Raw genomic sequence first — 26,584 nt, forward strand, 5'->3', positions numbered from 1 at the left:
CCCCCCCCCCCCCCCCCCCCCCCCACGGCGGGAGGGGACGCGGTCAGGCCTTGGCTTCGCCGCCCAGCGCCTCGACCACGTCGGCCATCAGCTTGCTCAGCTCGCCGGTCATCAGCATCATGTCGCCGTCGAAACGCTCGTCGTCGTTCTTGGTGCTCGATTCCTTCTCGCTGATCACGTCGAGCGGCTTGATGCCCTTGATCGCCAGCGATTCGGTCAGCACGAAGGAGATCTTGCCGTCCCAGGTCATGGCCAGGCGGGTGCATTGCTTGCCGGCGGCGATGTGGCGGCGCACCTCCTCCGGTTCCAGCGTGTGGCGCACGTAGCGCACCGCCGCCTTGCTCTCGCCGGTGGCGCGCAGCTCGGTGTCCATGTCGACCGTGAAGCCGGCCGGCGACTCGTCGGCCTGCAGCCATTCGGTCATCACGCCGACCGGCGAGCGTTGCACGCGCAGGCTCTCCAGCGGCAGCTTGTCGACCGCCTTGAGCAGCAGCTTGATGACTTCGTCGGCCTTGGCCGGGCTGGCGGCGTCGACCACCAACCAACCGTTGACCGGGTCGATCCAGGTCCAGACGTTGCTGCGGATCGAGAAGGCGCGCGGCAGCAGCTCGTCGGCGACGCGCTCCTTGAGCTCCTTCATCGCCTTCTTGCCCGGCGCGAAGCCTTGCGCCTCCTCCATGTCGGCGGCGCGCGCCTTGGCGACCTGGTTGATCACCGTGGACGGCAGCAACTTCTTCTCGGTGCCGAGCAGGATCAACATCTGCTTGTTGACCACGTGCACCAGCGTGCCGTTGCCGCGCGGCGAATCCCAGCCCTGGCGCAGCAATTCATTGCTGCTGGCGGGCACGAAGGAATGGGGAGCGAGCGCGGCTTCCAGTTGTTCCGGGGTGTACGCCCATGGGGCGGGCAGGCGGTAAATCTGAAGATTCTTGAACCACATATGTATTTTTGCCTTGTTTTTCAGTATTGCCAGGGAACGGTATTTTACACGCTGGCGCGGCCGGACAGGCGCTTGCCGTGGTCCGCCCGCGCCGCGCGGCGCCGTGCCCCGGGGTGGAGGGAGGGATTATCGAATGGCGTCGCCGCGGCCGGCGCCGCCGTCGAGCGGAGGACGCTCACAGCGGCGTCACGGGAACAATTCACCCTGGCCGCGGCCCTGCCCGGCCGCCACCAGGGCGCCGGGCGGCTCCAGCGTGCTCGCGCGCACGCCGAGCAGGCGCAGGCGCCGTTGCAGCGGCACCCGCTTGAGGCACTCGCGCGCCGCCTGCAGGATCGCCGCCGGCTCGGCCACCGCCTCCGGCAGGGTGACGTTGCGGCTGACGATCTGGAAATCGTCGAAGCGCAGCTTGATGCCGATGGTGCGGCTGACATAGGACTTGCGCCGCAAATCCTCGGCCAGCCGCTCGCACAGCGCCGTCAAAATGCCCGACAGCGCGGCGCGGTCCTGGCGCGCGTGCAGGTCGCGCTCGAAGGTGGTCTCGCGGCTGATCGACTTGCTCTCGCTGCTGGTCGAAATGGCGCGTTGGTCCAGGCCGCGCGCGACGTCGGCCAGCCAGCCGGCGTAGTTGGCGCCGAAGTGCTCCTGCAGCAGGCCGGCGTCGGCCGCCGCCAGTTGGCCGATGGTGGCGATGCCCAGCGCCGCCAGCTTCTCGGTCGCCTTCGGGCCGACGCCGTTGATCTTGCGCACCGCCAGCGGCCAGATGCGCGCCGGCACCTCGTCGATGGCCAGCATGGTCAGGCCGTCCGGCTTGTCCAGGTCGGAGCAGATCTTCGACAGCAGCTTGTTGGGCGTGACGCCGATCGAGCAGCTCAGCCCGGTGGCGGCGCGCACCGCCTGCTTGATGCGGCTGGCCAATTCGAAGGTCTCGCCCGGCACGTCGGTCAGGTCGATGTAGATCTCGTCGATGCCACGGTCCTCGATGGCCGGCGCGATCGCCGCGACGGCCGCCTTGAACAGCCGCGAATAGTGGCGGTAGGCGTCGAAGTTGACCGGCAGCAGCACCGCGTCGGGCGCCAGCTTGGCCGCCTTCATCAGCCCCATCGCCGAGCCGACGCCCAGCGCCCGCGCCTCGTAGGTGGCGGTGGTGATGACGCCACGGCCGACGTAGTCGCGCAGGCGGGCGAAGCGGCGCGTGCCGTCGGCCTGCACCTGCGGCTGGTGCTCGCGGCCGCCGCCGATCACCACCATCCGGCCGCGCAGCTCGGGGTATTGCAGCAGCTCGACGGAGGCGTAGAAGGCGTCCATGTCGAGGTGGGCGATGCGTCGCGGTGGCGCAAACTGGCTGGTCATGGGCGGCCCGTTCCGGTCGGGAAGAATACTGTGAATACATACAGTATCCGCTGAAATTGCCGCCACCGCAAGTCCGGCGCGGCGCGCCGGCTATGGCGCTTATGCAACACTCGGCCGCCGGCCGGGCGCCGCCGGTGCGATCGGCCACCGCGCGCGGACCCGGCGGCGGTAGTATCTGTGGAGCAAGCCCCTGCCCAACCCTCTCCCCTAGGCCATCATGCAATTGTCCAATCTGAACATCGGCGTCCGTCTGGCCATCGGCTTCGGCCTGGCCATCGCCATCATGTTGTTGATGTCGCTGGTCGGCATCGACCGGGTCAACCGCGCCAGCGCCATGACGGCGCAGATCGTCGACGACCGCTACGTCAAGGTCCAGCTGATCAACGAGATGCGCAGCTACGCCAACCGCGGCGCCCAAAGCGTGCGCAACGCCATGCTGGCGCCCGAGCCGGAGCAGGCCAAGGCCTTCGTCGCCGCGCTGGCCGAGTCCGACCGGGTCGGCAACGAGGCCGCCGCCAAGATGGAGAAGATGCTGGTCGAGGCCGAGGGCCAGGCGCTGTTCCGCGCCCAGGGCGAGGCCTATGTGCAGTACGCCGAGAAACGCGGCGCCGCCCTCAAGCTGCTCGAGGCGGGCGAGCGCGACAACGCCGCCCAATTCCTCTTCAAGCAGGTGATCCCGCTGCAGACCGCCTACTTCATGCGCCTCGACGCCATGCTCAAATACCTGGCCGGCCAGATGGCCGACAACGGCGCCGCCGCCGCCAGCGCCGCCAGCGCCGCCACCGCCCTGCTGCTCGGCCTGCTGGTGCTGGCCACCGTGGTGTCGGCCGGCGCCGGCTTCATCATCACCCGCTCGGTCACCGGGCCGATCCAGCAGGCGGTGGCGCTGGCCGAGACCGTCGCCCGGGGCGACCTGACGGCGCGCATCGAAGTCGACCGCAGCGACGAGGCCGGCCGCCTGCTGCACGCGCTCAAGGAAATGGTCGGCAGCCTCACCGGCACCGTCGGCGCGGTGCGCGGCAGCACCGACACCATCGCCACCGCCTCCGCCCAGATCGCCGCCGGCAACCTCGACCTGTCGCAGCGCACCGAGCAGCAGGCCGCCAGCCTGGAGGAGACCGCCTCGTCGATGGAGGAATTGACCTCGACCGTCAAGCAGAACGCCGACAACGCGCGCCAGGCCAACCAGCTGGTGGTCTCGGCCGCCGAGCACGCCGACCAGGGCGGCCAAGTGGTCGGCCAGGTGGTCGCCACCATGGGCTCGATCAAGGACAGCTCGCGCAAGATCGTCGACATCATCGGCGTCATCGACGGCATCGCCTTCCAGACCAACATCCTGGCGCTCAACGCGGCGGTCGAGGCGGCGCGGGCCGGCGAGCAGGGCCGCGGCTTCGCCGTGGTCGCCTCCGAAGTGCGCAACCTGGCGCAGCGCTCGGCCGGCGCCGCCAAGGAGATCAAGGAATTGATCGGCGACTCGGTCGGCAAGGTCGACGCCGGCAGCGCCCTGGTCGACGCCGCCGGCGCCACCATGGCGCAGATCGTCGCCTCGGTGCGCCAGGTGGCCGACATCATGGGCGAGATCACCGCCGCCAGCATCGAGCAAAGTTCCGGCATCGAGCAGGTCAACCTGGCCATCACCGCGATGGACAGCGCGACCCAGCAGAACGCCGCGCTGGTCGAACAGGCCGCCGCCGCCGCCGCCAGCATGCAGGAGCAGGCGGTGCGGCTGTCGCAGGCGGTCGCCGTGTTCCGCCTGGACGGCCACCAGCAGTACTGAGGTGGCGGTGGCGGTGGCGGTGGTCGGGGCCGGCACCCGCACCATGGCGCCGGGCGCCGGGCGCCGTGGCCATGGTGCGGGTGCGGGTGCGCGTGCGGGTGCGGGTGCGGGCGCCGGCAGTTTCAGCAAGCGAGAATGTTGCAATAAAGAATGCTACACTGGACCCACCATGTTCATCCGCCGCCCCACCGCGCCGCGCCGCCTGCTGCGCTTCGCCGTCTGCCTGCTGGCCGTCCTGCCGGCGGCGGTCCAGGCCTTCGTCTGTCCGGCGTTGACGCGGGTCGGTCTGAGCGACCTCGGTTACTCCTCCTACCGCGACGGCGCGCGGTTTCGCGGCACCTCGGTCGCCGTCGCCGAAGAGCTGGCGCGCCGCACCGGCTGCCGCATCCGGCTCGACTGGTATCCGCGCGGCCGCCTGTTCGCCGAGTACGGCGCCGGCAACGTCGACCTGGTGATGGCCTCGTTGCGCAGTCCCGAGCGCGAGCGTGGCGGCCGCTTCATCCCCTACAGCTACACCCGCTTCGACCTGCTGCTGACCAAGCGCAGCGGCGGCAACTACAGCAGCCTGGCCGACTTCGTCGAGCACGGCAAAGCGCGGCTGAACCTGACGCGCGGCGTGTTCTACCCGGTCGAAGTGCGCCATTTGCTCGACCGCCTGCAGCGCGCCGGCCGCCTCGAGTACGTCAACGACTACGACGTGGTGTTCAAGAAGATCGTCGCCGGCCGCGCCGACGGCACCTTCGCCCCGCCCATCATCCACCTGCGGCACCAGCGCACTCTGGGTTTGGTCGACAGCATGCAGGCCTTCGCCGTCAGCGAGACGCCGCCGCGCCTGGTTGGCGTCTTCGTCGCCCGCGCCAGCGTGGCGCGCGAAGTCCGCGACGCCTACGCCGACGCCCTGTACCAGATGGTGGCCGACGGCACCGTGCAAAAGATCTACGAGCGCGAGATTGGCGTCGAAGCCGGCCGCCAAGTGTTCCAGAACGGCGTCGCCGAGATCCTGGCGACGATCCGCCGGCCCGAACGCCCCTAGCGCGGCCCCGCAGCCGGCCGCAGCCCCGGGGTCAGCAGCCTCGCAGCCTCGCAGCCTCGGGGTCAGTGCCGACATTCCAGCCTCGGGGTCAGTGCCGACATTCGGACACGAGCTCAGCCATAGCGTTTGCCAGCGACTTTTTTACTGTTGAGTCTGTGTCCGAATGTCGGCACTGACCCCGGTTGCGGTTGCGGTTGTGGTTGTTGCGGTTGCCGGCTCGGTCGGGGCCGGCTGCACGCCCAGCAGCAGAAGCAGGCCGCCACAAAGCAGGCTGCCCGCCAGCAGGTAGACGCCGAGCGCCGGGCTGCCGCTGGCGTCCTTGATGGCGCCGATCAGGTAGGGGCTGACGAAGCCGGCCAGGTTGCCGACCGAATTGATCAGGGCGATGCCGGCCGCCGCCGCCACGCCGCCCAGCATGGCCGTGGGCAGCGACCAGAACACGGGGAAGGTGCCGAGGATGCCGGCCGTGGCCAGGCTCAGCGCCAACAGGGCGAGCACCGTGTTGTCGCTGTAAATGGTGGCGACGATCAAGCCGATGGCGCCGGCCGCCGCCGCGCCGGCGGCGTGCCAGCGCCGCTCGCCGCTGCGGTCGGAATGGCGCGCCAGCAGCACCATGGCGAGCGCCGCCACGCCGTAGGGCAGCGCGGTCAACAGGCCGACGTCGAGCACGTTCTTGACGCCGGTGTTCTTGATCAACTGCGGCAGCCAGAAGCTGACACCGTACAAGCCCATGACAAACAGGAAGTAGACCAGCGCCAGCAGCCACACCTTGGCGCTGCGGAACACCACGCCCAGCGGCAAGCGCTGCTGGCCGGCCCGGTCGGCGGCGATGGCGCGCTCGAGCCTGAGCTTGTCTTCCTCGCTGAGCCAGGCGGCGCTGCGGATGCCGTCGTCCAGATAGAACAGGGTGCAGACGCCGACCAGCACCGAGGGGATGCCTTCGAGCAGGAACAGCCATTGCCAGCCCTTCAGTCCATACAGCCCGGCGAACGATTGCATGATCCAACCCGACAAGGGGCCGCCGACCACGCCGGCCACCGCCACCGCGCTCATGAACAGCGCCACCACGCGGGCGCGCCGCTGCGCCGGATACCAGTAGGTCAGGTACAGGATGATGCCGGGGAAAAAGCCGGCCTCGGCCACGCCGAGCAGGAAGCGCAGCAGGTAGAAGGAGGCGGCGCTGTCGGCCAGCATCAACGCCGACGAGATCAGGCCCCAGCTGACCATGATGCGGGCGATCCAGACGCGGGCGCCGGTCCTGGTCATCAGCAGGTTGGACGGCACCTCGAACAGGAAGTAGCCGAGGAAGAAGATGCCGGCGCCGATGCCATACACGGTATCGCTGAAGCGCAGGTCGGCCAGCATCTGCAGCTTGGCGAAGCCGACGTTGACCCGGTCCAGATAGGCCACCACGTAGCACAGGAAGAGAAAGGGCAGCAGGCGCCAGCTGACCCGGGCATACAGGGCGGCGTCGGCGGCGGACTCGGTGGCGGTGGCGGTGGCGTGCGGCATGGGCGGCGGTCCTGGTCGGGTGGCGGAGCAGGCAATCTTGCCATACATCGCGGCGGCGGCGCTGCCGCCGCGCCGGCATCTTTTTCCCGCGCAAGTAATCTTTTTTCGAAATAATTCCAAAAGCCCTTGCGGATGGCCGTGATCGCACATAAAATACGGCCTCCTTCAGACGTTGTGACAAACCCTGAAGGGTTTTCTGAGGTTAGCGTGGGGTGCTTAGCTCAGTTGGTAGAGCGGCGCCCTTACAAGGCGTAGGTCGGGAGTTCGAGCCTCTCAGCACCCACCAAGTCAGAAAACGTGGTAACGAATTAGGAGTGGTAGTTCAGTTGGTTAGAATACCGGCCTGTCACGCCGGGGGTCGCGGGTTCGAGTCCCGTCCGCTCCGCCAACATTCAGCTAGCGCGCTTCGGCGAGTCGGCAAAGATTTACAGTAGTACAGCATTCGAAAGAATGTGGAGTGGTAGTTCAGTTGGTTAGAATACCGGCCTGTCACGCCGGGGGTCGCGGGTTCGAGTCCCGTCCGCTCCGCCAGCATCTTAAAAACCGCCGCGAATCTCAGATTCGCGGCGGTTTTTTCATTCCAGCACCAGTTGCTGCGACAAATGGGCGTACACCGCCGCCACCCGCGTCAAATAGCGTGCCTCCGGATGCGTCAGCAACCACAACTCGGTTTGACACTCGGCGATGGCGCCACCCAGCCGCGTCAGCCCGCCGCGCCCTTCGGCCAGGACCAACGGCAGCACGCCGATGCCCAGGCCCCGGCCGATCAGCTCGGCCACCGTCAGCAGGCTGCTCACCGAGTATGTCGGCAGCACCTTGGGAAAATGCTTCTTGCGCCACAACACCGACGGATGCTCGGGCAGCGCGTCGTCCGGCGCGATCCAGCTGGCGCCGTGGGCCGCCTCGACGTCGAAGGCGGCCGGCGTGGCGGGATAGGCTGGCCGAGCGCCCCTCCGTGCGCGGCGCGGCGGCGCGGCGATTCCCTGTGATTATTTAGCAACACGCTGCGCAAAGGCGGCAAAACCGGCGACAATGTTGTTGCCACCACGAATGATCCACAGTATGGAGTCGCCTTGCTCTTTGGTTTTCTGAAATCGCCGCCGCTGTCGCCGCGCCTGCACCGTTTGAAAGACTCGCCGCTGTTCGCGTCGCTGACCCCGCTCGAACTAAAAATCGTCGACGGCCTGATGCATGAACGCCGCTACCTGGGCGAGGAGATCATCTTCGACGAGGGCGAGGAAGGCCAGGCGCTGTACCTGGTGATGTCGGGCCGGGTGCTGATCAGCCGCAAGCTCGACACCACCATCGAGGTGGTCGCCGAGTTGTCGCCCGGCGCCTTCTTCGGCGACCTGGCCCTGCTCGACAACTCGCCGCGCAACGCCCAGGCGCGCGCCATCGACAACTGCGAGCTGGCGGTGTTCTTCCGCGCCGACTTCATGGGCCTGATGGAAACCGACGCCGTGATCGGCTACAAGATTTCGTTGGCCTTGGCGCGCCACATCGGCGGCCGCCTGCGCGACTGGATGTCCGGCCAGCCGCAGATCGAAGCCCTATGAACACGCAGCACCGGTTGCACCAGGCGCACAGCGGCCCGGTGGTGTGGAGCGGCATCATCGGCGCCACCTGCGTCCTGCTGTTCCTGCTGCAGCAAATGCTCTGGCTGGCCGTGCCCTTCCTGTTCGCCATCATCCTCTACTACATCCTGCTGCCGCCGATGCAGCGCCTGATCCGCCTCGGCCTGGGCCACAACGCCGCCGCCCTGCTGGTCGGCGGCCTGTTCCTGCTGGTGCTGACCCTGGCCGGCATCGCCGCCGCGTTCTGGTCGTCGGCGCCGGCCGAGTCCTGGCAGGACCTGCTCGGCCACTACCTCGACGGCGGCCTGGCCTTCGTGCGCGGCACCCTGGTCGCGCTGGAGGACAAGTTCCCCATCCTGCGCCAGGCCCGCCTGAGCAAGGTCATCAACAGCCGCTTCGCCAGCTTCACCGGCAGCTTCATGCAGAAGCACCTGACCGACATCCTGGTCTCGGTGGCGGCCTGGCTGCCCTCGCTGCTGCTGGCGCCCTTCCTCACCTTCTTCTTCCTGCGCGACGGCCTGCGCTTCAAGAAGTTCCTCGCCCGCGCCGTGCCCAACGCCTTCTTCGAGAAGACCCTGTACCTGCTGCACGAGGTCGACCAGACCGCGCGCCGCTACTTCCAGGGCCTGATCAAGCTGACCATCCTCGACACGGCGGTGCTGGCGTTGGGCCTGTGGGCGATCGGCGTGTCGGCGCCGCTGACCTTGGGCTTGATCGCCGCGCTGCTGGCCTGGGTGCCGTATGTTGGCTCGATCGTCGGCTGCGTGCTGGTGGTGACGGTGGCCTCGACCGACGCGCCGGGCAATCCGCTGGTGGCCTACAGCGCCATCGGCGTGTTCATCCTGGTGCGCCTGCTCGACGACTTCGTGCTCATGCCGCTGACCCTCGGGCGCAGCCTGCACATCCATCCGCTGATCACGGTGCTGATGATTTTCGTCGGCGGCTCGGTGGCCGGCGTGGCCGGCCTGATGCTGGTGCTGCCGCTGCTCGGCGTGGTAATGGTGGTCGGCGAAACCATCGGCAAGTTGGTCACCAACCCGCGCCTGCGCGCGCGCCACCGCAACGCCATCGCCCTGCGCGTGCGGCAGGCCAGCGCCGACCTGGTGATGTAAGTCGCCAATGCAAAAGGGGCAGACCGCAGTCCGCCCCTTCGAAACACCAAATACCTCTGTACCTCTGGGGTCAGTGCCGACATTCGGACACAGACTCAAGCGTAGTGGGCTGTGCTTCCCCCTCTAGTGTTCAGTTCGTGTCCGAATGTCGGCACTGACCCCGCTTGCTGCTGACCCCGCTTGATCAGGCGGCGATGGCCACCGGCGCCGCCGTCTCGTCGGCCACGTCGTCCGAGCGGATCAGGTGGTCGAAGGCGGCCAGCGCCGCCTTGGCGCCCTCGCCGACGGCGATGACGATCTGCTTGAACGGCACGGTCGTCACGTCGCCGGCGGCGAACACGCCGGGCACCGAGGTCTGGCCGCGCGCGTCGACTTCGATCTCGCCGTGGCGCGACAAGCCGACCACGCCCTTCAGCCACTCGGTGTTCGGCACCAGGCCGATCTGCACGAACACGCCCTCCAGCTCGACCCTGTGGCTGACGCCGCTGTTGCGGTCGGTGTAGCTCAGGGCGTCGACGATCTTGCCGTCGCCGTGGATCTCGCTGGTCTGCGCCGACGTGATGACGGTGACGTTGGCCAGGCTGCGCAGCTTGCGCTGCAACACCGCGTCGGCGCGCAGCTCGGCGCCGAACTCGATCAGGGTGACGTGCTTGACCAGGCCGGCCAGGTCGATCGCCGCCTCGACGCCGGAGTTGCCGCCGCCGATCACCGCCACGCGCTTGCCCTTGAACAAAGGGCCGTCGCAGTGCGGGCAGTAGGCCACGCCGTGGTTGCGGTATTCCTTCTCGCCCGGCACGTTGATCTCGCGCCAGCGCGCGCCGGTCGCCAGGATCACCGATTTGCTCTTGAGCACGGCACCGCTGGCGGTGGTGACCTCGATCAGCTTGCCCGGCGCCAGTTGCACGGCGCGCTGGGTGTTCATGATGTCGACCTCGTACTGCTTGACGTGCTGCTCCAGCGCGACGGCGAATTTCGGCCCGTCGGTCTCGGTGACGGAGACGAAGTTCTCGATCGCCAGGGTGTCGAGCACCTGGCCGCCGAAACGCTCGGCCAGCACGCCCGTCTTGATGCCCTTGCGCGAGGCGTAGATCGCCGCCGCCGCGCCGGCCGGACCGCCGCCGACGATCAGCACGTCGAACACGTCCTTCTTGCTCAGCTCGGCGGCCTGGCGGGCGCCGGCGTTGGTGTCGAGCTTGGCGAGGATCTCCTCGACGCTGGTGCGGCCCTGGCCGAAATGCTCGCCGTTGAGGAACATCATCGGCACGGCCATGATCTGGCGCGCTTCCACTTCCTGCGGGAAGACGCCGCCGTCGATGGTGGTGACCTTGATGCGCGGGTTGATCACCGCCATCGCGTTGAGCGCCTGCACCACTTCCGGGCAGTTGTGGCAGGACAGCGAGATGAAGGTTTCGAAGGCGTAATCGCCGTCGAGGTTGCGGATCTGCTCGATCACCGCCTCGTCGAAGCGGATGGTGTGGCCGCCCACTTGCAGCAGGGCCAGCACGAGGGAGGTGAATTCGTGGCCCATCGGCACGCCGGCGAAACGCACGCCGATGTCGCTGCCGGGGCGGTTGATGCTGAACGAAGGCTTGCGCTCGTTGCCGTCGCTGCGCTCGACCAGGCTGATCTTGTCGCTCAACAGGACGATTTCCTGGAGCAGTTCCTGCATCTCGCGGGCGGTGGCGCTGTCATCGAGCGATGCGACGATCTCAATCGGTTGCACCACTTTTTCCAAATAGGATTTCAACTGGGACTTGAGGTCTGCATCTAACATGATTTTTTCTTCCTTGCGAATTTTTGGGCGAATGCCGGACCGGACACCCGGTCCGGCATCGCGGTACTACTGTGTTGCTGTTGCTGCTGGTTTCAAGACTTAGATCTTGCCGACCAGGTCCAGCGATGGCTTCAGGGTTGCTGCGCCTTCGGTCCATTTGGCTGGGCACACTTCGCCTGGGTGGGAGGCGACGTACTGGGCCGCCTTGACTTTGCGCAGCAGTTCCGCAGCGTCGCGGCCGATGCCGTTGTCGTGCACTTCCAGCACCTTGATCTGGCCTTCTGGATTGATGACGAAGGTGCCGCGCAGGGCCAGGCCTTCTTCTTCGATCATGACTTCGAAGTTACGCGACAGCAGGCCGGTAGGATCGCCGATCAGTGGGTATTGCACTTTCTTGATCGCGTCCGAAGTGTCGTGCCAAGCTTTGTGGGCGAAGTGGGTGTCGGTCGAGATGCCGTAGACTTCCACGCCCAGTTTGGAGAATTCGGCGTAGTTGTTGGCCAGGTCTTCCAGTTCGGTCGGGCAAACGAAGGTGAAGTCGGCTGGGTAGAACACGAATACCGACCACTTGCCTTTCAGCGAAGCTTCGGTCAGGTCAACGAATTTGCCGTTGTGGAAAGCGGTGGCCTTGAAAGGTTTGACTTGGGTGTTGATCAGAGACATTGTGGTTTCCTCGTGGGGTTGTGAATCATTGAGACTGCAGTGTAAAGTTTTTTCGCCCATATGGAAAATTGATTGTACATATTGTTTCAATACAATTTGACTATCGATGGTCGATATGGAAACGTTATTATCCCTGTTCTGCGGCACGAAGGTGCGTGCCGCCCGAATCGCCGGGATGGCGGCGCGGCCTGGCATTTTGCGGGATGGCGGGAGATGACGGAAAGAGGACGGGGATGGCGCGCCCCGGCGGCGCGGACGGGGCGGCGGTACGGCCGGGGCGGCGGTACGGCCGGGGCGGTGGCGGCGTGGGACGGCGCGGTAGGGCTAAGGCCGGCTTACTTCTTCGCTTCGCCGTTGCCAGCGTCGCGCTGCTTCTTGTACTGCTCGTAGCTTTCCGAACTGCGCTTGAGGCAGCCGGCGCGCTCCGGCTCCGAGCCCTTGTAGCAGGCGTCCCTGGAGTTGTCCTGCAGCGAATCATAGATTTGTGCGCTAGTGCAGGCCGACAGCAACAGCGCGCAGGCGCAACCGAGCAGCAGTGGCAGGAATTTAGTCATGTGAAGGTCCGTGTGTGAGGTTGGGAGCGTGTTGCCGGAACATATTTTGGCAGCCCCCAGCCCCCCGCAGCGGGCGCCCCGCGAGGTCCCGCGCGATGCTACCCGTGGTATCGCGGTACGCCACCAAAAATGGCGAGATTATTTACACAGCGGAATTGCGGGCGCGCCCAGGGTGGTGAGGAACCCTGTCAGCTGCTGCTCCAGGGCTTCAATCGAATCAAACTCACCGCTTTGCTCGAACACGTCCCGGCCTGAGTCCGGATCGAGAATCTCCGCGCAAAAATCGCCACTTTCCCAGCAGGTGACCCGGCCGATTCCCGCAGGCGCCTCCAAGTCCAAGCGAGCGGAAGAGTTGGAGGACACCGCCCCAACCGTCAACTCCGCATGCACGCCAAAAGGCAATAGCGCCTTGGCGTTCTTTGTCCATGAGAAAAAGATATCCAACATGGCGAGCAACCTCCAATTAAATCCACAAGCTAGCGAGATGCTCGATATTGCTCGCCTTCGGCATATGCAATATCGGCAAGCCCTTATGCATCGCGATCCTGCCTTCCAAGGAATTCGGCCCGATGATCTTTGCCCATCCTGCGCCCGTCGATTTCAAGCAAGTCGACAGGACATCGAATTCGACATACAAGGAACCCGGTCTGGCCTGGCGCATGAACGCCCTCGGGCTGGGCGGCAACGACACATGGGTAGTGCCGGAATAGCTTTCCTGCACTCTTCTGGACACCAGCATTGCCGTCAGTTCCACCCGCGACATCCAGCGGCCGACACGGATTAACTCAATTGTAGTACTGATGGCCATATCCGCTAGTGTGTGATCGTGATGAACGACCTGGCCACTCTAGCGGCGTTTCAACCCGGCGATACTGCGCCAGCGCAGGATCAATCGGCCGCCGGCTGGGCCTTGAGCAGGGCGTCGAACTGTTCGGCCGGCATCGGCCGGGCGAACAGGTAGCCCTGGCCGTAGTCGCAGCCGGCGCCGGCCAGCAGCGCGCGCTGCTGCTCGGTCTCCCCCCCCTCGGCGATGACGCGCAGGCCCAGCTTGTGGGCCATGACGATGATCGCGTCCGACAAGGCCATGTCGCTCGACTCGGGCGCCAGGTTGCGCGTGAAGGAGCGGTCGATCTTCAAATAGTCGATGTCGAACTTCTTCAAATACGACAGCGAGGAGTAGCCGGTGCCGAAATCGTCCAGCGCCACCTGGATGCCGGCGTCGCGCAGTTGCAGCAGCTTGTCGGTGACGGCGCTGTTGGCGTCGAGCAGCAGGCCCTCGGTGATCTCGACCACCAGCGACTGGCCGGCCAGGCCGTGCGCCCGCAGCTGGCTTTGCCAGCCCTGATAGCCGCCGTCCTCGCGCTGGAACTCCAGCGGCGACTGGTTGATGCTGACCTGGAACTCGGGATGGTGCTCGCGGCGCCAGCGCTTGGCCCATTGCAGCGACTGCTGGAAGACCCACTCGCCGATGTCGATGATCAGGCCGCTGGCCTCGGCCAGGGGGATGAATTCGAGCGGGCTGACCAGGCCGCGCTGCGGGTGGTTCCAGCGGATCAGCGCCTCGGCCTTGTGGATGCGGCCGCTGCGCAGGTGGACGATGGGCTGGTAGTACAGCTCCAGCTGGCCGCCCTTGAGCGCGCCGCGCAGGTCGTTGGTCAGGCGCATGCGGTTCTGCGCCGCCACCTGCAGCGCCGGCGTGAAGTAGCTGAAGCGGTTGCGCCCGGCGCCCTTGGCGGCGTACATCGCCTGGTCGGCGTGCTTGAGCAGGTCCTCGATGTCGACGCCGTCGTCGGGGAACAGGGTGATGCCGATGCTGGCCGAGACGAAGGCCTGCTCCTGGCCCAGCGCGAACGGGGCCAGCAGGCTGTCGATGATGTGCTGGGCGATCTGCTCGACCCGCTCCAGCCCGGCCAGCTCGGGCAGGATCACGGTGAACTCGTCGCCGCCCAAGCGCGCCACCGTGTCCGAGGCGCGCACGCAGGCGCCGATGCGGCGCGCCGCGTCGATCAGCAGAATGTCGCCCTGGTGGTGGCCCAGCGTGTCGTTGACCTCCTTGAAATGGTCGAGGTCGATGAACAGGATCGCCACCCGCGTGCCGTCGCGCCGGCTGTTGACGATGTCGTGCGCCAGGCGGTCGTGGAACATGCGCCGGTTGGGCAACTCGGTGAGGGCGTCGAAGTTGGCCTGCTGCCAGATCAGCGCCTCCGCCGCGCGCTTCTCGGTGACGTCCTCGATCATGCACAGGTGCTGCTGCCGGCCGCCGCCGGCCACGCCGATGGCGGCGACCGAGGCGTCGACCCAGACCACCGCGCCGTCCGGCCGCAGCAGCCGCTTGGACAGCTTGTAGCCGCCGACCCGGCCGGCGTTCAGGCCGGCCATCTGCTCGCGCTCGGCGGCGGCGTCGTCCGGGTGGCTGATGGCCTGCCAGCTGCTGGCCTTGAGCTCGTCCTGGGCGCGGCCGGCGATGGCCAGGTAGCGCGGGTTGACGTCGCGGAACTCGCCGCTCGCCGCGTCGATCAGGGCGATGCCCATCGGCGCCGCCTCGAACATGGTGCGGAAGCGCAACTCGCCCTTGCGGATGGTCTCCTCGGCGCGGCGGCGCTCGCGCGCCAGCAGGCTGAAGTGGAACGCCGCCGCCAACGCCAGCAGCGCGCCGACGCCGCCGAGCACGCGGTACAACCACTTCAGGCGGGCGCCGCCGTCGTCGCCCTGGTAGAGGAAGCCGTCGAAGTTGGCGCCCTTGGGCAACAGGCCCAGGTCGGCGTAGACGTCGGCGATGTGGCGCCAGCGCGCCGGGTTCATATAGCCGATCTCGACCAGCACGGGCTGCACCAGCGGCACCATCTGGCGCGCCTCGTAGAGCAAGTGCTGGCGGTCGTTGCGGCGCGAGTACTTGTTGAGGATCAGCTCGGCCAGCTCCTCCTGGTGGCCCATCGCGTACTGCCAGCCGCGCATGCTGGCGGCGCGGAAGGCCTGCACCCGCCGCGGGTGGTCGGCCAGTTCGCGCTCGCTGGTGAACAGGTTGTCGCCGTAGAAATCGATGCCGGCCGCGCGCGGCGTGTAGAGGTCGTAGGCGAAGCCGAGCCGGTCCATCAGATCGGGCTCGTTGGTGATGTAGATCGACTGGGCGTCGACCTTGCCGTTGACCAGGTCCTCGGGGTTGTAGCTGTGCTCGACGCGCTGCAGCCGGTAGCTGGGCACGCCCTCCTTCTTCAGGTAGGCCAGCAGCTCGTCGGCGTGGGTCAGCTCGTCGGTCAGCGAGCCGATCATCACGCGCTTGCCGGCGATGCGCTGGATGTCCGGCTCGCCGCCGCTCTGGCGCATCGCCAGCGCGTAGGGCGAGTGCTGGAACACCACGCCCAGCACCACCAGCGGCTTGCCGGCCAGGCGTGCCAGCAGCAGGCTGCTGCTGCCGACGCCGTAGGCGGCGTGGCCGGCCAGCACGGCGCGCTCGGGTTCGTTGCCGTCGCTGCCCTCGAGCAAGCGCACGTCGAGCCCCGCTTCGCGGAAATAGCCCTGTTCGAGCGCGGCGTAGTAGCCGGCGAACTGGAACTGGTGGCGATGCTTGAGTTGCAGCGTGACCTGTTCGAGCGGCGCGGCGCCGGCGCCGGCGGCCGGCAACAGCAGCGCCAGCAGCCGGGCGCAGCGGCCAAGCCGGCGCAACGCGATCAGAACCACGGTAGAACGGGAGGCGGCGGGGAACTGGCGGTCGGGCACTGAGCTATCCAAAACGGTGTTGACGGGGCGTCAGCGCCAATTGTAGCCGTTCCCCCCGCCTTGCCGGGGAACTTGTGGACGCGGCGGCAAGAGTCGCGCCGTCCGCGCGGACGTGAAAAAGGGCGGCCGGGCCCGCGCCCGCCGCCCCGCTCGGCCGTCCGCCGCGCTTACGGCATCTGGCTCGGCTGCGCCACGCTGGTCTGGTTGCCATTGCCCAGCTGGCCTTCGGCGTTGCGGCCCCAGCCCCACAGGCTGTTGTCGGTCTGGCGGCCGAAGGAATGGTTCAGGCCGGCGGCGATGCCGACCCAGCTGGTGCCGCTGCCGATCTGGGTCGGTACGCCCAGGTCCTGGCCCAGGCCGTCGCCGAGCTGGCCGTCGGCGTTGGCGCCCCAGGCCCACAGCGTGCCGTCGGCGCGCAAGGCCAGCATGTGGTTGGCGCCGGCCGCGATGCGCAGCCAGTTCAGCGTGGTCGAGGCGAGGAACGGCGACGACACCGGCTGCGAGCCGCTGTTGCCGATCTGGCCGTTGCTGTTGTCGCCCCAGGTGAGCAATGCGCCGTCGGAACGGATGCCGGCCGAATGCAGCGCGCCGCCGGTCACCGCGACCCAGTTGGCGGTGCCGATCTGGGTCGGCGTCGGGGTATCGACCTGGCCGCCGTTGCCCAGCTGGCCGCGCAGGTTGTAGCCCCAGGTGTACAGGCTGGTGCCCAGCAGGCCCAGCGAATGGTTGGCGCCCGCCGCCACGGTGGTCCAGCCGGCCGTGATGGCGGTGCCGCCGCCGGCCGGCGCCGGCAGGATGATCTTGGTCGGCACCAGGCGGTCGATATTGGTGCCGTCGCCCAATTGGCCGTTGGAGTTGCGGCCCCAGGCCCACAGCAGGCCGGTCTTGCCGCTGATCGCCAGCGTATGCCCCTCGCCGGCGGCGACATAGGTCCAGTCATTGGCCGTGCCGATGCGCACCGGCGTGGCGCGGTCGATCTTGCTGCCGTCGCCCAGCTGGCCGTTCTGGTTCAAACCCCAGGCCCACAGCGAACCGTCGGCGCGCAGGGCCACGGTGTGCAGCTTGCCGACGGCGACCTGGCGCCAGGTGGTGGCGCCGCCGGCCACCAGGGTGGCGCTGGAACGGTCGATGGTGGTGGTGTCGCCCAGTTGGCCCAACAGGTTGCTGCCCCAGCCGAACAGCGTGCCCTCGGCCTTGCGGCCGAAGCTCTGGTTGCCGCCGGCGACCACGTCGACCCACGGCAGACGCACGGTCACCACGGTGCCGCCGCTGACGCCGCCGAAGCTGGCGGTGACGGTGTCGCTGCCGACGCCGGCGCCGGTCACCAGGCCGGAGGTGAACACCTTCAGCACCTGCTCGCCCTTGGCGGCCGACCAGGTCACACCGGTGCTCAGCACGGCGGTCTTGGAGTCGGAGTATTTGCCGGTGGCGATCATCTGCTGGCTGCCGCCGACGGTGATCGACGGGCCGGCCGGGGTGACGATGATTTCCTTCAGGGTCACGGCCGGCGGGGTCGGCGTGGTGGTGGTGGTGTCTTTGCTGCCGCCACCGCCGCCGCAGGCGGCCAGCACGGCGAGTATCGGCACCAACACCAGGGAGGACAGGCTAAACGTTTTTTTCATGATCTTCCAATTTTCACATAAGCGACCGGGCATCGGGCGGCGGTACGGACTGGGTGCAGCGTCCAGCCAGTGTAGCCGCAGGCCCTCCCTTTGTATCGCGGGAGCAAGCGTGAATTATCCACGCTATTGAACCAATCGGGGGATTTAACAACATTTTCCATAAGGAAACAAGAAAAAAGAGCCGGACGCCAACGGCGTCCGGCTCTCCCGGCGGTCCGGCGCGGCGCGGCCGGCCGGCCCGCGGCCGGCGCCAGGCGCCGACTCGCTTGCTTACTTACTTACTTACTTAGCTGCCTACCCAGCCGCTCACTTAGCTGCTCACTTAGCCGCCTACTTGCGGCCGGCCCGGTTGCCGGCGGCCGGCGCGGTGGCGCGGCCGCCCTTGCCGCCCCGGACCGGGGTGGCCGCCGGCGCCGGCTTGGCCTTCACCTTGATGGTGTCGAGGATCGAGGCGCGCGGCTTGTTGTCGATGCTGGCGCGCGCCGTCAACGAACCGGTCAGCGCGTTGGCGCGCGGACCGCGCGCGGCCGGCGTCGGCGCCGCCATCGGCGCCGGCGCGGCGCGGCGGCCGGTGGCGGCCGGCGCTTGGCCGTTGCCCTCGCCGGCGGTCCAGGACGGGATCAGGTGCTTGTCGCCGTTGCCGATCAGGTCGCCCCGGCCCATGGCCACCAGCGCCTCGCGCAGGATCGGCCAGTTGTCCGGGTCCTGGTAGCGCAGGAAGGCCTTGTGGGTGCGGCGGATCTTGCCGCTGCGGGCGGTCTCCACCACTTCCGAGTCGGCCGTCACCTTGCGCAGCGGGTTCTTGCGCGTGTGGTACATGGTGGTCGCCATGGCCATCGGCGTCGGCATGAAGGTCTGCACCTGGTCGAGCTTGAAGTTGTTCTTTTTCAGCCACAGCGCCAGATTCAGCATGTCCAGGTCGGTGGTGCCGGGGTGGGCGGCGATGAAGTAGGGGATCAGGTACTGCTTCTTGCCGGCCTCCAGCGAGAAGCGGTCGAACATCTCCTTGAACTCGTCGTAGGCGCCGATGCCCGGCTTCATCATCTTCGACAGGGTGTTCTCTTCGGTGTGCTCGGGGGCGATCTTCAGCAGGCCGCCGACGTGGTGGGTCACCAGTTCCTTGACGTACTCGGGCGAACGCACCGCCAGGTCGTAGCGCAGGCCCGAGCTGATCAGGATCTTCTTCACGCCGGGGATGGCGCGCGCCTTGCGGTACAGCGAGATCAGCTTGCTGTGGTCGGTGCCCAGGTTGACGCAGATCGACGGGTAGACGCAGGACAGGCGGCGGCAGGACACCTCGATCTCCTTGTCCTTGCAGGCCAGCCGGTACATGTTCGCGGTCGGCCCGCCGAGGTCGGAGATGGTGCCGGTGAAGCCCTTGGTCTTGTCGCGGATGTGCTCGATCTCGCGCAGGATCGACGGCTCCGAGCGGCTCTGGATGATGCGGCCTTCGTGCTCGGTGATCGAGCAGAAGGTGCAGCCGCCGAAGCAGCCGCGCATGATGTTGACGGAGAAACGGATCATCTCCCAGGCCGGGATGTGCGCCTTGCCGTAGCTCGGGTGCGGCGCGCGGGCGTAGTTCATGTCGTAGACGCCGTCCATCTCGTCCATCTGCAGCGGCAGCGGCGGCGGATTGAGCCAGACGTCGCGCTCGCCGTGCGCCTGCACCATGGCGCGGGCGTTGCCGGGGTTCGACTCCAGGTGGAACACGCGCGAGGCGTGGGCGTACATCACCGGGTCGCTGCTGACCGTCTCGTAGGACGGCAGGCGCACCACGGTGCGGTCGTGTTTTTCCTTGGCCATCGCCAAGCGCTCCTCGCGGCTCATGATGCGGATCGGCTTGATGACCTCCGGCGCGGCGACCGCGTTGTCGGTGGCGCAGGCGCTCTTGTCCTCCTGCGCCATCGCATACGGGTCGGGATGGGCGTCCACCTTGCCCGGCACGTCGACCCGGGTCGAGTTGTGCACGCCCCAGTCGGCGCCCGGCAGCCAGCCCGGCGCCACCATGAAGGCGGTGCCGCGCAGGTCGCGGATGGTCTTGATGTCCTCGCCGGCGGCCATGCGGTGGGTCAGGTCGACCAGGGCGCGCTCGGCGTTGCCGAAGATCAGCAGGTCGGCCTTGGAGTCGGTCAGCACCGAGCGGCGCACCTTGTCCGACCAGTAGTCGTAGTGGGCGATGCGGCGCAGCGAGGCCTCGATCGAGCCGATGACCACCGGCGTGCCGGGGTAGGCTTCGCGCACGCGCTGGGCGTAGACGGTGACGGCGCGGTCGGGCCGCTTGTTCGGCTCGGCGTTGGCGGTGTAGGCGTCGTCGGAGCGGATCTTGCGGTCGGCCGTGTAGCGGTTGACCATCGAGTCCATATTGCCGGCGGTGATGCCGTAGTACAGCTTGGGCTTGCCGAGCACGCGGAAGGCCTCGGCCGACTGCCAGTCCGGCTGGCTGATGATGCCGACGCGGAAGCCCTGCGCCTCCAGCAGCCGGCCGACCAGGGCCATGCCGAAGCTGGGGTGGTCGATGTAGGCGTCGCCGGTGACCAGGATGACGTCGCAGGCGTCCCAACCCAGCACGTCCATTTCGGCGCGGGACATGGGGAGGAAGGGCGCGGCGGCAGCGCGGGCAGACCGTTTAGGAACGGTCGCGAATAAATTGGTAGGGGAGCTCATATCGGACGAATTGTACCGGAAATGCCCCGCCCCCGCCCGTGCCCTGCCGGTTTTTTAGGCCGCCGGGCGGAAAATTTCTTTTAGAATTCAATCACTTGTACAAATTGCACAATTTTTCAGCAGCGCCGGGAGCGCGGCCGCCGATGACAGACTCTCATTGCTTTGTCGGACAACTTTGCTATAACGAATAGACCAGCCATCGACCGGAGATTGATCATGCGACGACGCCTCTACTTTATGTTGCCCAACGTGTCCGGCGCCCGCGCCATGCTCGACGAGATGCTGCTGGCCCGCATCGAGATCGGCCACATGCGTTTCATGGCGCGCGACGGCACCTTGGCGGCGGACATGCCGGACGTGAATTTCCTGCAGAAGACCGACCTGATCCACGGCGCCCAGTTGGGCGTGGTCATCGGCGGCATCGTCGGCCTTGGCGCCGGCATCTTCCTGACCATGTTCCCGCCCGACGGCTTCACCCTGCGCACCGCCGCCATCCTGCTGGTGGCGCTGGGCGGCGCACTGTTCGGCGGCTGGGCTTCGGGGATGAACGCGGCGGCCGTGCCGAACACGCGGCTGGCGCAGTTCGCCGACCGCATTGAGCAGGGCCAGGTGTTGATGATCATTGATGTGCCGGTGCGGCGCGTGCAGGAGATCGAAGAGATGATCGCCAAGCGCCACCCCGAAATCAGCTTTGGCGGTATCGAACCGCCGATGCTGGCGTTTCCGTAGCGCCAGCCGCCCGGGAGCCGGCAGCCCTGCTGTCGGCGGCCCCGGGTACCGTATTCCGCGCCTTCAGGCAAGGCGCCAGCGGCATCCAAACCACCCAACGGCGCAGAGCCGGGGTCAGACCCGCCGGGTCTGACCCCAGGTGTATGCCTGTGGGTTTTTGCCGAATCAAATCCCCATGCTGGCCAAAATCGTTCCCAATTCGCGCAGCGCCGGTTCCAGTTGCGGATGCTGGGCGGCGAACTTGGCCGAAATCTCCTGGGTGCGCTCGGCCAGGCCGTAGGTGGTGGTGGTGTCCGTGGCCGGCTCCTCGCCGCGCGCCAACAGCAGCTTGATGTCGCCGTCCAGCTGCTTGAGCAGGTCCTGCAACTCCTCGTCCACCGGACCGGCGCCGGCCAGTTTGGTGTGCAGGGTTTTCAACGATGCCTTCAGGTTACTGTCCATAGTGCTTCCTCGGTCTGCTTCAATTTAATCGGTGAGTTTAGTCGGTGAACTTGGTTCCCTGGTACAGCTCCTCGACGCGGGCACGCGCCCAAGGCGTCTTGCGCAAGAATTTCAGGCTCGATTTAACGCTCGGCTCGCTGATGAAGCAATTGATGTCGATGCGCTGGCCCAGCTGTTCCCAGCCGTAATGGGCCTGCAGGCGCGTGACGATCGCTTCCAGGGTCACGCCGTTCAAGTCGTTCATGGTTCTACTTTGCTCATGGTTGGTGCGAATCGCGGTTGCTCATTGCGGTTGCTCATTGCGGTGGCTCACTGCGCTTGCCCGCTACGCCGGCCCGTGGCGTGCGCGCGGGCCGGACGCACTCGGCGCGGGCGGGCCGTCGGCGCCGCCCCCGCTGACTCTACTTTACTCCATTACTGCCCGCTCAGGCCACGGCGTTCCAGCAAGGCCTCGATCTTGGCGTCGCGGCCGCGGAAGGCGCGGAACATCTGCATCGCGTCCATCGAACCGCCGCGCGACAACAACATCTTGCGGAAGTAGTCGCCGTTCTTGCGCAGCATGCCGCCGTTTTCCTTGAACCACTCAACGCTGTCGGCGTCCAGCTTTTCGCTCCACAGGTAGCCGTAGTAGCCGGCCGAGTAGCCGCCGGCGAACACGTGCGAGAAGTAGGTGGTGCGGTAGCGCGGCGGCACCGGCGCGAAGTCGACGCCGGCATCCTTCAGCGCGGCCGCCTCGAAGGCCAGCACGTCGCTCGGGATCTGCCCGGCGCCCAGCTGGTGCCAGCGCTGGTCGACGATGGCGGCGGCCAGGTACTCGGTGGTGCGGAAGCCCTCGTTGAACTTCTTCGAAGCGATCACCTTGTCGAGCAACTCCTTCGGCATCGGCGCGCCGGTCTGGTAGTGCTTGGCGTAGTTGCCCAGCACCTCGGGCCAGACCGACCACATCTCGTTGACCTGCGAAGGGAACTCGACGAAGTCGCGCGGCACGCGGGTGCCGGCGAAGCGCGGATACTTGACGTCGGAGAACATGCCGTGCAGCGCGTGGCCGAACTCGTGGAACAAGGTGCGTAGCTCGTCGTAGGTCAGCAGGGTGGCCTCGCCGTCGGCCGGCTTGGGAATATTCAGGTGGTTGGCCACCACCGGACGCGTGCCCATCAGCTTGGACTGCGACACGTAGGCGTTCATCCAGGCACCGCCGCGCTTGTTGCCACGGGCGTAGAAGTCGGCGATGAAGATGGCCAGCGGCTTGCCGTCGGCGTCGATGACGTCGAACACCCGCACCTCGGGGTTGTACACCGGCAGGTCCTTGCGCTCCTTGAAGCTGAGGCCGTAGACCTTGTTGGCGGCGAAGAACAGGCCGTTGTTGAGCACATTGTTCAGCTCGAAGTAGGGCTTCAGCTGGTTCTGGTCGAAGGCGAAGCGCTGGGCGCGCACCTTGTCGCTGTAGTAGGACCAATCCTGGGCGCCGACGGCGAAGCCGCCGTTGTCGGCGTCGATCAGTTTCTGGATCTCGGCCGCTTCCTTGCGCGCGTTGGCCACCGCCGGCTTGGCGAACTCGGCCAGCAGGCCGTTGACGGCGCCGGTGCTGCGCGCCGTCTGGTCTTCCAGGGCGTAGGCGGCGTGGCTGGGGTAGCCCAGCAGGGCGGCGCGCTCGGCGCGCAGCTTGGCCAGCTTGAGCACGATGGCGCGGTTGTCGAACTCGCCGCCGTGGCTGCCGCGCGTCAACGACGCTTCCAGCAGGCGCTGGCGCACGGCGCGGTCGGTCAGCACGGCCAGCGAGGCCTGGCCGGTGGTGTTGGTGACGGGGATGGCGAACTTGCCTTCCAGGCCGCGCGCCTTGGCGGTCGCGGCGGCGGCGTCGATCGCCTTGTCGGACATGCCGGCCAGCTCGGCGCGGCTGTCGACGATCAGCGCGGCGGCGTTGGCCTCGCGCAGCACGTTCTGGCTGAAGCTGGTCTGCAGCACGGCCAGCTCGGCGTTGTAGGCCTTGAGTTTGCTCTTGTCGGCCTCGGACAGCTTGGCGCCGGCGCGCACGAAGTCGGTGTTGTAGCGTTCCAGCAGGTACAGCGATTCGGCGTCCAGGTGCAATTTGGCGCGGCGTTCGTAGAGCGACTTGATGCGGGCGTACAGCTTGCCGTTCAGGCGGATGGCGTCGCTGTGGGCGGCCAGCTTGGGCGACAGGTCGCGGTCCAGCGCTTCCAGCGCGTCGTTGGTGTTGGCGCCGGACATGTTGCCGAACACACTGGAGACGCGGCCCAGCAGCTGGCCGGAACGCTCCATGGCGACGATGGTGTTGTCGAAGGTGGCCGGCTGGGGATTGTTGGCGATGGCGTCCATCTCGGCGGCTTGCTGGCGCATGCCCTCGGCGTAGGCCGGCGCGTAATCCTCGTTCTTGATCCGGTCGAACAGCGGGTACTGGAAGGGCAGCGTGCTGGCCTTGGCGAAGGGGTTGCCGGCGGCCAGCAAGGAGGCGGGCTCGGCGAAGGCGCTGGCACTGCAAACGGCCGCGACGGCGGCGAGGATCATCAGGTGTGGACGGGTCATGGAATGCTCGGGAAAATGGTGGAGGGAACGGGGACAGTGCCGGCGCGGCGCGCGGCATTCGATCAAAGCGCCGGGGAAGCTGGCTAACCCCACAGGCACAAATCTGGGGTCAGACCCCGCGGGTCTGACCCCGGCTCTCGGCCTGTGGGTGGTTTTGGAGGCGATCAAGGCGCCGGGGACGCCGGCCAACCCCACCGGCGGGAAGCCGGGATCGGACCCAGCGCGCCAAGGCGAAAGTCCGACCCCGGATCGCGCCGCAGGGTGTGGCCGGGCGTCCCGGCAATCCGTGCAGCGGCGCTTACTTGCCGGTCAAACCGCGACGTTCCAGCAGCGGCTGGATCTTCGAATCGCGGCCACGGAAGTTGCGGAACAGTTCCAGCGCGTCGGCCGTGCCGCCGCGCGACAACAGGGTCTTGCGGAACCAGTCGCCGTTCTTGCGCAACAGGCCGCCGCTTTCCTTGAACCATTCGACGGTGTCGGCGTCCAGCTTCTCGCTCCACAGGTAGGCATAGTAGCCGGCCGAGTAGCCGCCCGAGAAGGCGTGCGAGAAGTAGGTGGTGCGATAGCGCGGCGGCACCGGCGCGAAATCGACGCCCATGTCCTTCAGCGCGGCCGCTTCGAAGCCCAGCACGTCGGTCGGGATCTGGCTAGGCGCCAGCTGGTGCCAGCGCTGGTCCAGCAGCGAGGCCGCCAGGTACTCGGTGGTCAGGAAGCCCTGGTTGAATTTCTTCGAGGCGACGACCTTGTCCAGCAATTCCTTCGGCATCGGCGCGCCGGTCTTGTAGTGCTTGGCGTAGTTGCCCAGCACCTCGGGCCAGACCGCCCACATTTCGTTGACCTGCGACGGATACTCGACGAAGTCGCGCGGCACGTTGGTGCCGGAGAAGCGCGGATACTTGACGTTGGAGAACATGCCGTGCAGCGCGTGGCCGAACTCGTGGAAGGTGGTCTTGACCTCGTCGTAGGTCATCAAGGTCGGCTCGCCGGCCGGCGGTTTTGGAATGTTCAGGTGGTTGGCCACCACCGAGTGGGTGCCCATCAGGCCGGACTGCGAGATGTACTCGTTCATCCAGGCGCCGCCCTGCTTGTTGCTGCGCGCGTACATGTCGGCCAGGAAGATGGCCAGCTGCTTGCCGTCGGCGTCGAACACGTCGAACACGCGCACGTCCGGGTTGTACACCGGCAGATCCTTGCGCTCCTTGAAGGTCAGGCCGTACAGCTTGCCGGCGGCGAAGAACACGCCGTTGACCAGCACGTTGTTCAGCTCGAAATAAGGCTTCAGCTGGTTCTCGTCGAAGGCAAAGCGCTGGGCGCGCACCTTGTCGGTGTAGAAGGCCCAGTCGGCGGCGCCGACCTGGAAGCCGCCCTTGTCGGCGTCGACCACGGCCTGCAGATCGGCCGCTTCCTTGCGCGCGTTGGTGACGGCCGGCTTGGCCAATTCGCCGAGCAGCTGGTTGACGGCGCCGGTGGTCTTGGCCGTCTGGTCTTCCAACGAGTAGGCGGCGAAGTTGGCGTAGCCCAGCAGCACGGCCTTGTCGGCGCGCGCCTTGGCGATCTTCAGCACGATGGCGCGGCTGTCGAACTCGCCGCCGTGGCTGCCCCGGGTCAGCGAGGCGGCCATCAGGCGCTCGCGCACGGCGCGGTTAGTCAGTTCGGCCAGCGGCGCCTGGCCGGAGGTGTTGGTGATGGCGACCAGGAACTTGCCGTCCAGACCCTTGGCCTTGGCGGCGGCGGCGGCGCCGTCGATGGCCGCCTCGCTCATGCCGGCCAGCTCGGCGCGGCTGTCGACGACCAGCGCGGCGGCGTTGGTTTCCTTCAGCACGTTCTGGGTGAAGCTGGTTTGCAGGGTGGCGATGTCGCCGTTGATGGTCTTCAGCTTTTCCTTGTCGGCGGCCGACAACTTGGCGCCGGCGCGGACGAAATCGGTGTGGTAGCGTTCCAGCAGGTGCTTGGACTCGGCGTCCAGGTGCAGCTTGTCGCGCTGCTCGTACAGCGACTTGACGCGGGCGTACAGCTTGGCGTTCAGGTAGATGGCGTCGCCGTGGGCGGCCATCTTGGGCGACATGTCGCGGTCGACGGCGTCGAGGGTGTCGTTGGTGTTGGCGCCCTGCAGGTTGCCGAAGGTGGTCTGCACGCGGGTCAGCAGCTGGCCCGAGCGTTCCATGGCGACGACGGTGTTCTCGAAGGTGGCCGCCTTGGCGTTGTTGGCGATGGCGTCGATTTCCTTCAATTGCTGGCGCATGCCCTCGGCGAATGCCGGCGCGAAATGCTCGTCCTTGATCTGGTCGAAAGCCGGGTACTGGAAGGGCAGCGTGCTGGCCTTGAAGAAGGGGTTGGCGGCGATGGCGGCGGCGGGCGCGGCCGGTGCGGCGTGGGCGATCTGGGTCATGGCAAGGCCGAGGCTGGCCGCGAGTACGAGCATTTGAGGACGGGACATGTTTTCATCTTTCAAAGTACGCCAAAGGATGCTGACGCTGGTAGCGCAGCATGGAAGCGCCAGATAATAGCAGGCGCACCTGCGGGCGTCATCCGCAAAAAATGCTGCGCTGCGGGGGCGGCGCGCGGCGCCCGGCGGTTT

The 26,584-nt window shown here is 67.1% G+C and carries 21 protein-coding genes and 3 tRNA genes; 8 read left to right on the forward strand and 16 right to left on the reverse strand.

Going from position 1 to position 26,584, the window contains the following annotated elements:
* Positions 1 to 43: 43 nt before the first annotated feature.
* Together H7U20_RS06270 and dinB are read right to left on the reverse strand one after the other, a co-directional pair.
* Complete coding sequence (locus tag H7U20_RS06270; protein ID WP_199518751.1) at positions 44 to 940, reverse strand: recombination-associated protein RdgC; 897 nt, start codon at positions 938 to 940, stop codon at positions 44 to 46.
* A gap of 186 nt (positions 941 to 1,126) precedes the next feature.
* Entirely contained in the window at positions 1,127 to 2,290 is a 1,164-nt protein-coding gene (dinB, locus tag H7U20_RS06275) for a DNA polymerase IV (protein WP_199518752.1), read from the reverse strand.
* Positions 2,291 to 2,507: 217 nt separating this feature from the next.
* Here dinB and H7U20_RS30740 point away from each other — a divergent pair, with 217 nt between their 5' ends.
* Positions 2,508 to 4,067 (forward strand): methyl-accepting chemotaxis protein, encoded by a 1,560-nt coding sequence (locus H7U20_RS30740; RefSeq protein WP_199518753.1) that lies wholly within the window; start codon positions 2,508 to 2,510, stop codon positions 4,065 to 4,067.
* 169 nt (positions 4,068 to 4,236) lie between these two features.
* Positions 4,237 to 5,100: a substrate-binding periplasmic protein gene (locus H7U20_RS06285; RefSeq protein WP_199518754.1), complete on the forward strand. Its 864-nt coding sequence runs from the start codon at positions 4,237 to 4,239 to the stop codon at positions 5,098 to 5,100.
* 141 nt (positions 5,101 to 5,241) lie between these two features.
* On the opposite strand, the gene H7U20_RS06290 is transcribed toward H7U20_RS06285, so the two are convergent.
* Positions 5,242 to 6,612 carry an MFS transporter gene (locus tag H7U20_RS06290; RefSeq protein WP_199518755.1) on the reverse strand — a complete coding sequence of 457 codons (1,371 nt, stop codon included), beginning with the start codon at positions 6,610 to 6,612 and terminating at the stop codon, positions 5,242 to 5,244.
* Positions 6,613 to 6,822: 210 nt separating this feature from the next.
* On the opposite strand from H7U20_RS06290, the gene H7U20_RS06295 reads away from it, so the two are divergent.
* The 3 genes from H7U20_RS06295 (at position 6,823) to H7U20_RS06305 (ending at position 7,143) form a co-directional block, all read left to right on the forward strand.
* A tRNA-Val gene (locus H7U20_RS06295) sits at positions 6,823 to 6,898 on the forward strand.
* 25 nt (positions 6,899 to 6,923) lie between these two features.
* A tRNA-Asp gene (locus H7U20_RS06300) sits at positions 6,924 to 7,000 on the forward strand.
* Between the two features lie 66 nt (positions 7,001 to 7,066).
* Positions 7,067 to 7,143, forward strand: a tRNA-Asp gene (locus H7U20_RS06305).
* Between the two features lie 44 nt (positions 7,144 to 7,187).
* On the opposite strand, the gene H7U20_RS06310 is transcribed toward H7U20_RS06305, so the two are convergent.
* Entirely contained in the window at positions 7,188 to 7,592 is a 405-nt protein-coding gene (locus H7U20_RS06310) for a LysR substrate-binding domain-containing protein (RefSeq protein ID WP_199518864.1), read from the reverse strand.
* 93 nt (positions 7,593 to 7,685) lie between these two features.
* Here H7U20_RS06310 and H7U20_RS06315 point away from each other — a divergent pair, with 93 nt between their 5' ends.
* Both H7U20_RS06315 and H7U20_RS06320 read left to right on the forward strand, forming a co-directional pair.
* On the forward strand, positions 7,686 to 8,168 hold the full coding sequence (locus tag H7U20_RS06315) for a cyclic nucleotide-binding domain-containing protein (RefSeq protein ID WP_199518756.1): 483 nt from the start codon (positions 7,686 to 7,688) through the stop codon (positions 8,166 to 8,168).
* Complete coding sequence (locus tag H7U20_RS06320; RefSeq protein WP_199518757.1) at positions 8,165 to 9,298, forward strand: AI-2E family transporter; 1,134 nt, start codon at positions 8,165 to 8,167, stop codon at positions 9,296 to 9,298. The genes H7U20_RS06315 and H7U20_RS06320 overlap by 4 nt, the downstream gene beginning before the upstream one ends.
* A 184-nt stretch (positions 9,299 to 9,482) precedes the next feature.
* Here the strand turns inward: H7U20_RS06320 and ahpF are convergent, their stop codons facing one another.
* From ahpF to H7U20_RS06360, 8 genes are all read right to left on the reverse strand, one after another.
* Positions 9,483 to 11,072 carry an alkyl hydroperoxide reductase subunit F gene (gene ahpF, locus H7U20_RS06325; RefSeq protein WP_199518758.1) on the reverse strand — a complete coding sequence of 530 codons (1,590 nt, stop codon included), beginning with the start codon at positions 11,070 to 11,072 and terminating at the stop codon, positions 9,483 to 9,485.
* A gap of 99 nt (positions 11,073 to 11,171) precedes the next feature.
* Complete coding sequence (ahpC, locus tag H7U20_RS06330) at positions 11,172 to 11,735, reverse strand: alkyl hydroperoxide reductase subunit C (protein ID WP_199518759.1); 564 nt, start codon at positions 11,733 to 11,735, stop codon at positions 11,172 to 11,174.
* A 335-nt stretch (positions 11,736 to 12,070) separates the two neighbouring features.
* Positions 12,071 to 12,289, reverse strand: a complete 219-nt coding sequence (locus tag H7U20_RS06335) for a hypothetical protein (protein ID WP_199518760.1) — start codon at positions 12,287 to 12,289, stop codon at positions 12,071 to 12,073.
* Between the two features lie 138 nt (positions 12,290 to 12,427).
* Positions 12,428 to 12,736: an immunity protein TriTu family protein gene (locus H7U20_RS06340; RefSeq protein ID WP_199518761.1), complete on the reverse strand. Its 309-nt coding sequence runs from the start codon at positions 12,734 to 12,736 to the stop codon at positions 12,428 to 12,430.
* A gap of 16 nt (positions 12,737 to 12,752) precedes the next feature.
* Entirely contained in the window at positions 12,753 to 13,097 is a 345-nt protein-coding gene (locus H7U20_RS31080; protein ID WP_458351865.1) for a TreTu family toxin, read from the reverse strand.
* 80 nt (positions 13,098 to 13,177) lie between these two features.
* Positions 13,178 to 16,006, reverse strand: coding sequence for an EAL domain-containing protein (locus tag H7U20_RS06350; RefSeq protein ID WP_370593090.1), 2,829 nt, complete (start codon positions 16,004 to 16,006; stop codon positions 13,178 to 13,180).
* A gap of 167 nt (positions 16,007 to 16,173) precedes the next feature.
* Positions 16,174 to 17,628: a hypothetical protein gene (locus tag H7U20_RS06355; RefSeq protein ID WP_199518763.1), complete on the reverse strand. Its 1,455-nt coding sequence runs from the start codon at positions 17,626 to 17,628 to the stop codon at positions 16,174 to 16,176.
* 330 nt (positions 17,629 to 17,958) lie between these two features.
* Complete coding sequence (locus H7U20_RS06360; protein WP_233410536.1) at positions 17,959 to 20,217, reverse strand: YgiQ family radical SAM protein; 2,259 nt, start codon at positions 20,215 to 20,217, stop codon at positions 17,959 to 17,961.
* A 291-nt stretch (positions 20,218 to 20,508) separates the two neighbouring features.
* On the opposite strand from H7U20_RS06360, the gene H7U20_RS06365 reads away from it, so the two are divergent.
* The gene (locus H7U20_RS06365) at positions 20,509 to 21,021 is read left to right on the forward strand and encodes a DUF1269 domain-containing protein (RefSeq protein ID WP_233410537.1); all 513 of its coding nucleotides are present in this window, start codon (positions 20,509 to 20,511) and stop codon (positions 21,019 to 21,021) included.
* A gap of 165 nt (positions 21,022 to 21,186) precedes the next feature.
* Here H7U20_RS06365 and H7U20_RS06370 read toward each other — a convergent pair whose 3' ends face one another.
* The 4 genes from H7U20_RS06370 to H7U20_RS06385 form a co-directional block, all read right to left on the reverse strand.
* Positions 21,187 to 21,462, reverse strand: coding sequence for a DUF4404 family protein (locus tag H7U20_RS06370; protein WP_199518765.1), 276 nt, complete (start codon positions 21,460 to 21,462; stop codon positions 21,187 to 21,189).
* 37 nt (positions 21,463 to 21,499) lie between these two features.
* Entirely contained in the window at positions 21,500 to 21,706 is a 207-nt protein-coding gene (locus H7U20_RS06375; protein ID WP_199518766.1) for a VF530 family protein, read from the reverse strand.
* Between the two features lie 170 nt (positions 21,707 to 21,876).
* The gene (locus tag H7U20_RS06380; protein WP_199518767.1) at positions 21,877 to 24,006 is read right to left on the reverse strand and encodes a M3 family metallopeptidase; all 2,130 of its coding nucleotides are present in this window, start codon (positions 24,004 to 24,006) and stop codon (positions 21,877 to 21,879) included.
* A gap of 298 nt (positions 24,007 to 24,304) precedes the next feature.
* Entirely contained in the window at positions 24,305 to 26,443 is a 2,139-nt protein-coding gene (locus tag H7U20_RS06385; protein ID WP_233410538.1) for a M3 family metallopeptidase, read from the reverse strand.
* Between the last annotated feature and the right edge of the window lie 141 nt (positions 26,444 to 26,584).

This window comes from Rugamonas violacea, from assembly GCF_016461825.1.
Classification (GTDB): domain Bacteria; phylum Pseudomonadota; class Gammaproteobacteria; order Burkholderiales; family Burkholderiaceae_D; genus Rugamonas.

Excerpts from the sequence above, each read along its gene's own strand:
- H7U20_RS06270 (WP_199518751.1), bottom strand. The coding sequence starts at position 940 with ATGTGGTTCAAGAATCTTCAGATTTACCGCCTGCCCGCCCCATGGGCG.
- dinB (WP_199518752.1), bottom strand. The coding sequence starts at position 2,290 with ATGACCAGCCAGTTTGCGCCACCGCGACGCATCGCCCACCTCGACATG.
- H7U20_RS30740 (WP_199518753.1), top strand. The coding sequence starts at position 2,508 with ATGCAATTGTCCAATCTGAACATCGGCGTCCGTCTGGCCATCGGCTTC.
- H7U20_RS06285 (WP_199518754.1), top strand. The coding sequence starts at position 4,237 with ATGTTCATCCGCCGCCCCACCGCGCCGCGCCGCCTGCTGCGCTTCGCC.
- H7U20_RS06290 (WP_199518755.1), bottom strand. The coding sequence starts at position 6,612 with ATGCCGCACGCCACCGCCACCGCCACCGAGTCCGCCGCCGACGCCGCC.
- H7U20_RS06320 (WP_199518757.1), top strand. The coding sequence starts at position 8,165 with ATGAACACGCAGCACCGGTTGCACCAGGCGCACAGCGGCCCGGTGGTG.
- ahpF (WP_199518758.1), bottom strand. The coding sequence starts at position 11,072 with ATGTTAGATGCAGACCTCAAGTCCCAGTTGAAATCCTATTTGGAAAAA.
- ahpC (WP_199518759.1), bottom strand. The coding sequence starts at position 11,735 with ATGTCTCTGATCAACACCCAAGTCAAACCTTTCAAGGCCACCGCTTTC.
- H7U20_RS06335 (WP_199518760.1), bottom strand. The coding sequence starts at position 12,289 with ATGACTAAATTCCTGCCACTGCTGCTCGGTTGCGCCTGCGCGCTGTTG.
- H7U20_RS06340 (WP_199518761.1), bottom strand. The coding sequence starts at position 12,736 with ATGTTGGATATCTTTTTCTCATGGACAAAGAACGCCAAGGCGCTATTG.
- H7U20_RS31080 (WP_458351865.1), bottom strand. The coding sequence starts at position 13,097 with ATGGCCATCAGTACTACAATTGAGTTAATCCGTGTCGGCCGCTGGATG.
- H7U20_RS06355 (WP_199518763.1), bottom strand. The coding sequence starts at position 17,628 with ATGAAAAAAACGTTTAGCCTGTCCTCCCTGGTGTTGGTGCCGATACTC.
- H7U20_RS06360 (WP_233410536.1), bottom strand. The coding sequence starts at position 20,217 with ATGTCCCGCGCCGAAATGGACGTGCTGGGTTGGGACGCCTGCGACGTC.
- H7U20_RS06365 (WP_233410537.1), top strand. The coding sequence starts at position 20,509 with ATGCGACGACGCCTCTACTTTATGTTGCCCAACGTGTCCGGCGCCCGC.
- H7U20_RS06370 (WP_199518765.1), bottom strand. The coding sequence starts at position 21,462 with ATGGACAGTAACCTGAAGGCATCGTTGAAAACCCTGCACACCAAACTG.
- H7U20_RS06375 (WP_199518766.1), bottom strand. The coding sequence starts at position 21,706 with ATGAACGACTTGAACGGCGTGACCCTGGAAGCGATCGTCACGCGCCTG.
- H7U20_RS06380 (WP_199518767.1), bottom strand. The coding sequence starts at position 24,006 with ATGACCCGTCCACACCTGATGATCCTCGCCGCCGTCGCGGCCGTTTGC.
- H7U20_RS06385 (WP_233410538.1), bottom strand. The coding sequence starts at position 26,443 with ATGTCCCGTCCTCAAATGCTCGTACTCGCGGCCAGCCTCGGCCTTGCC.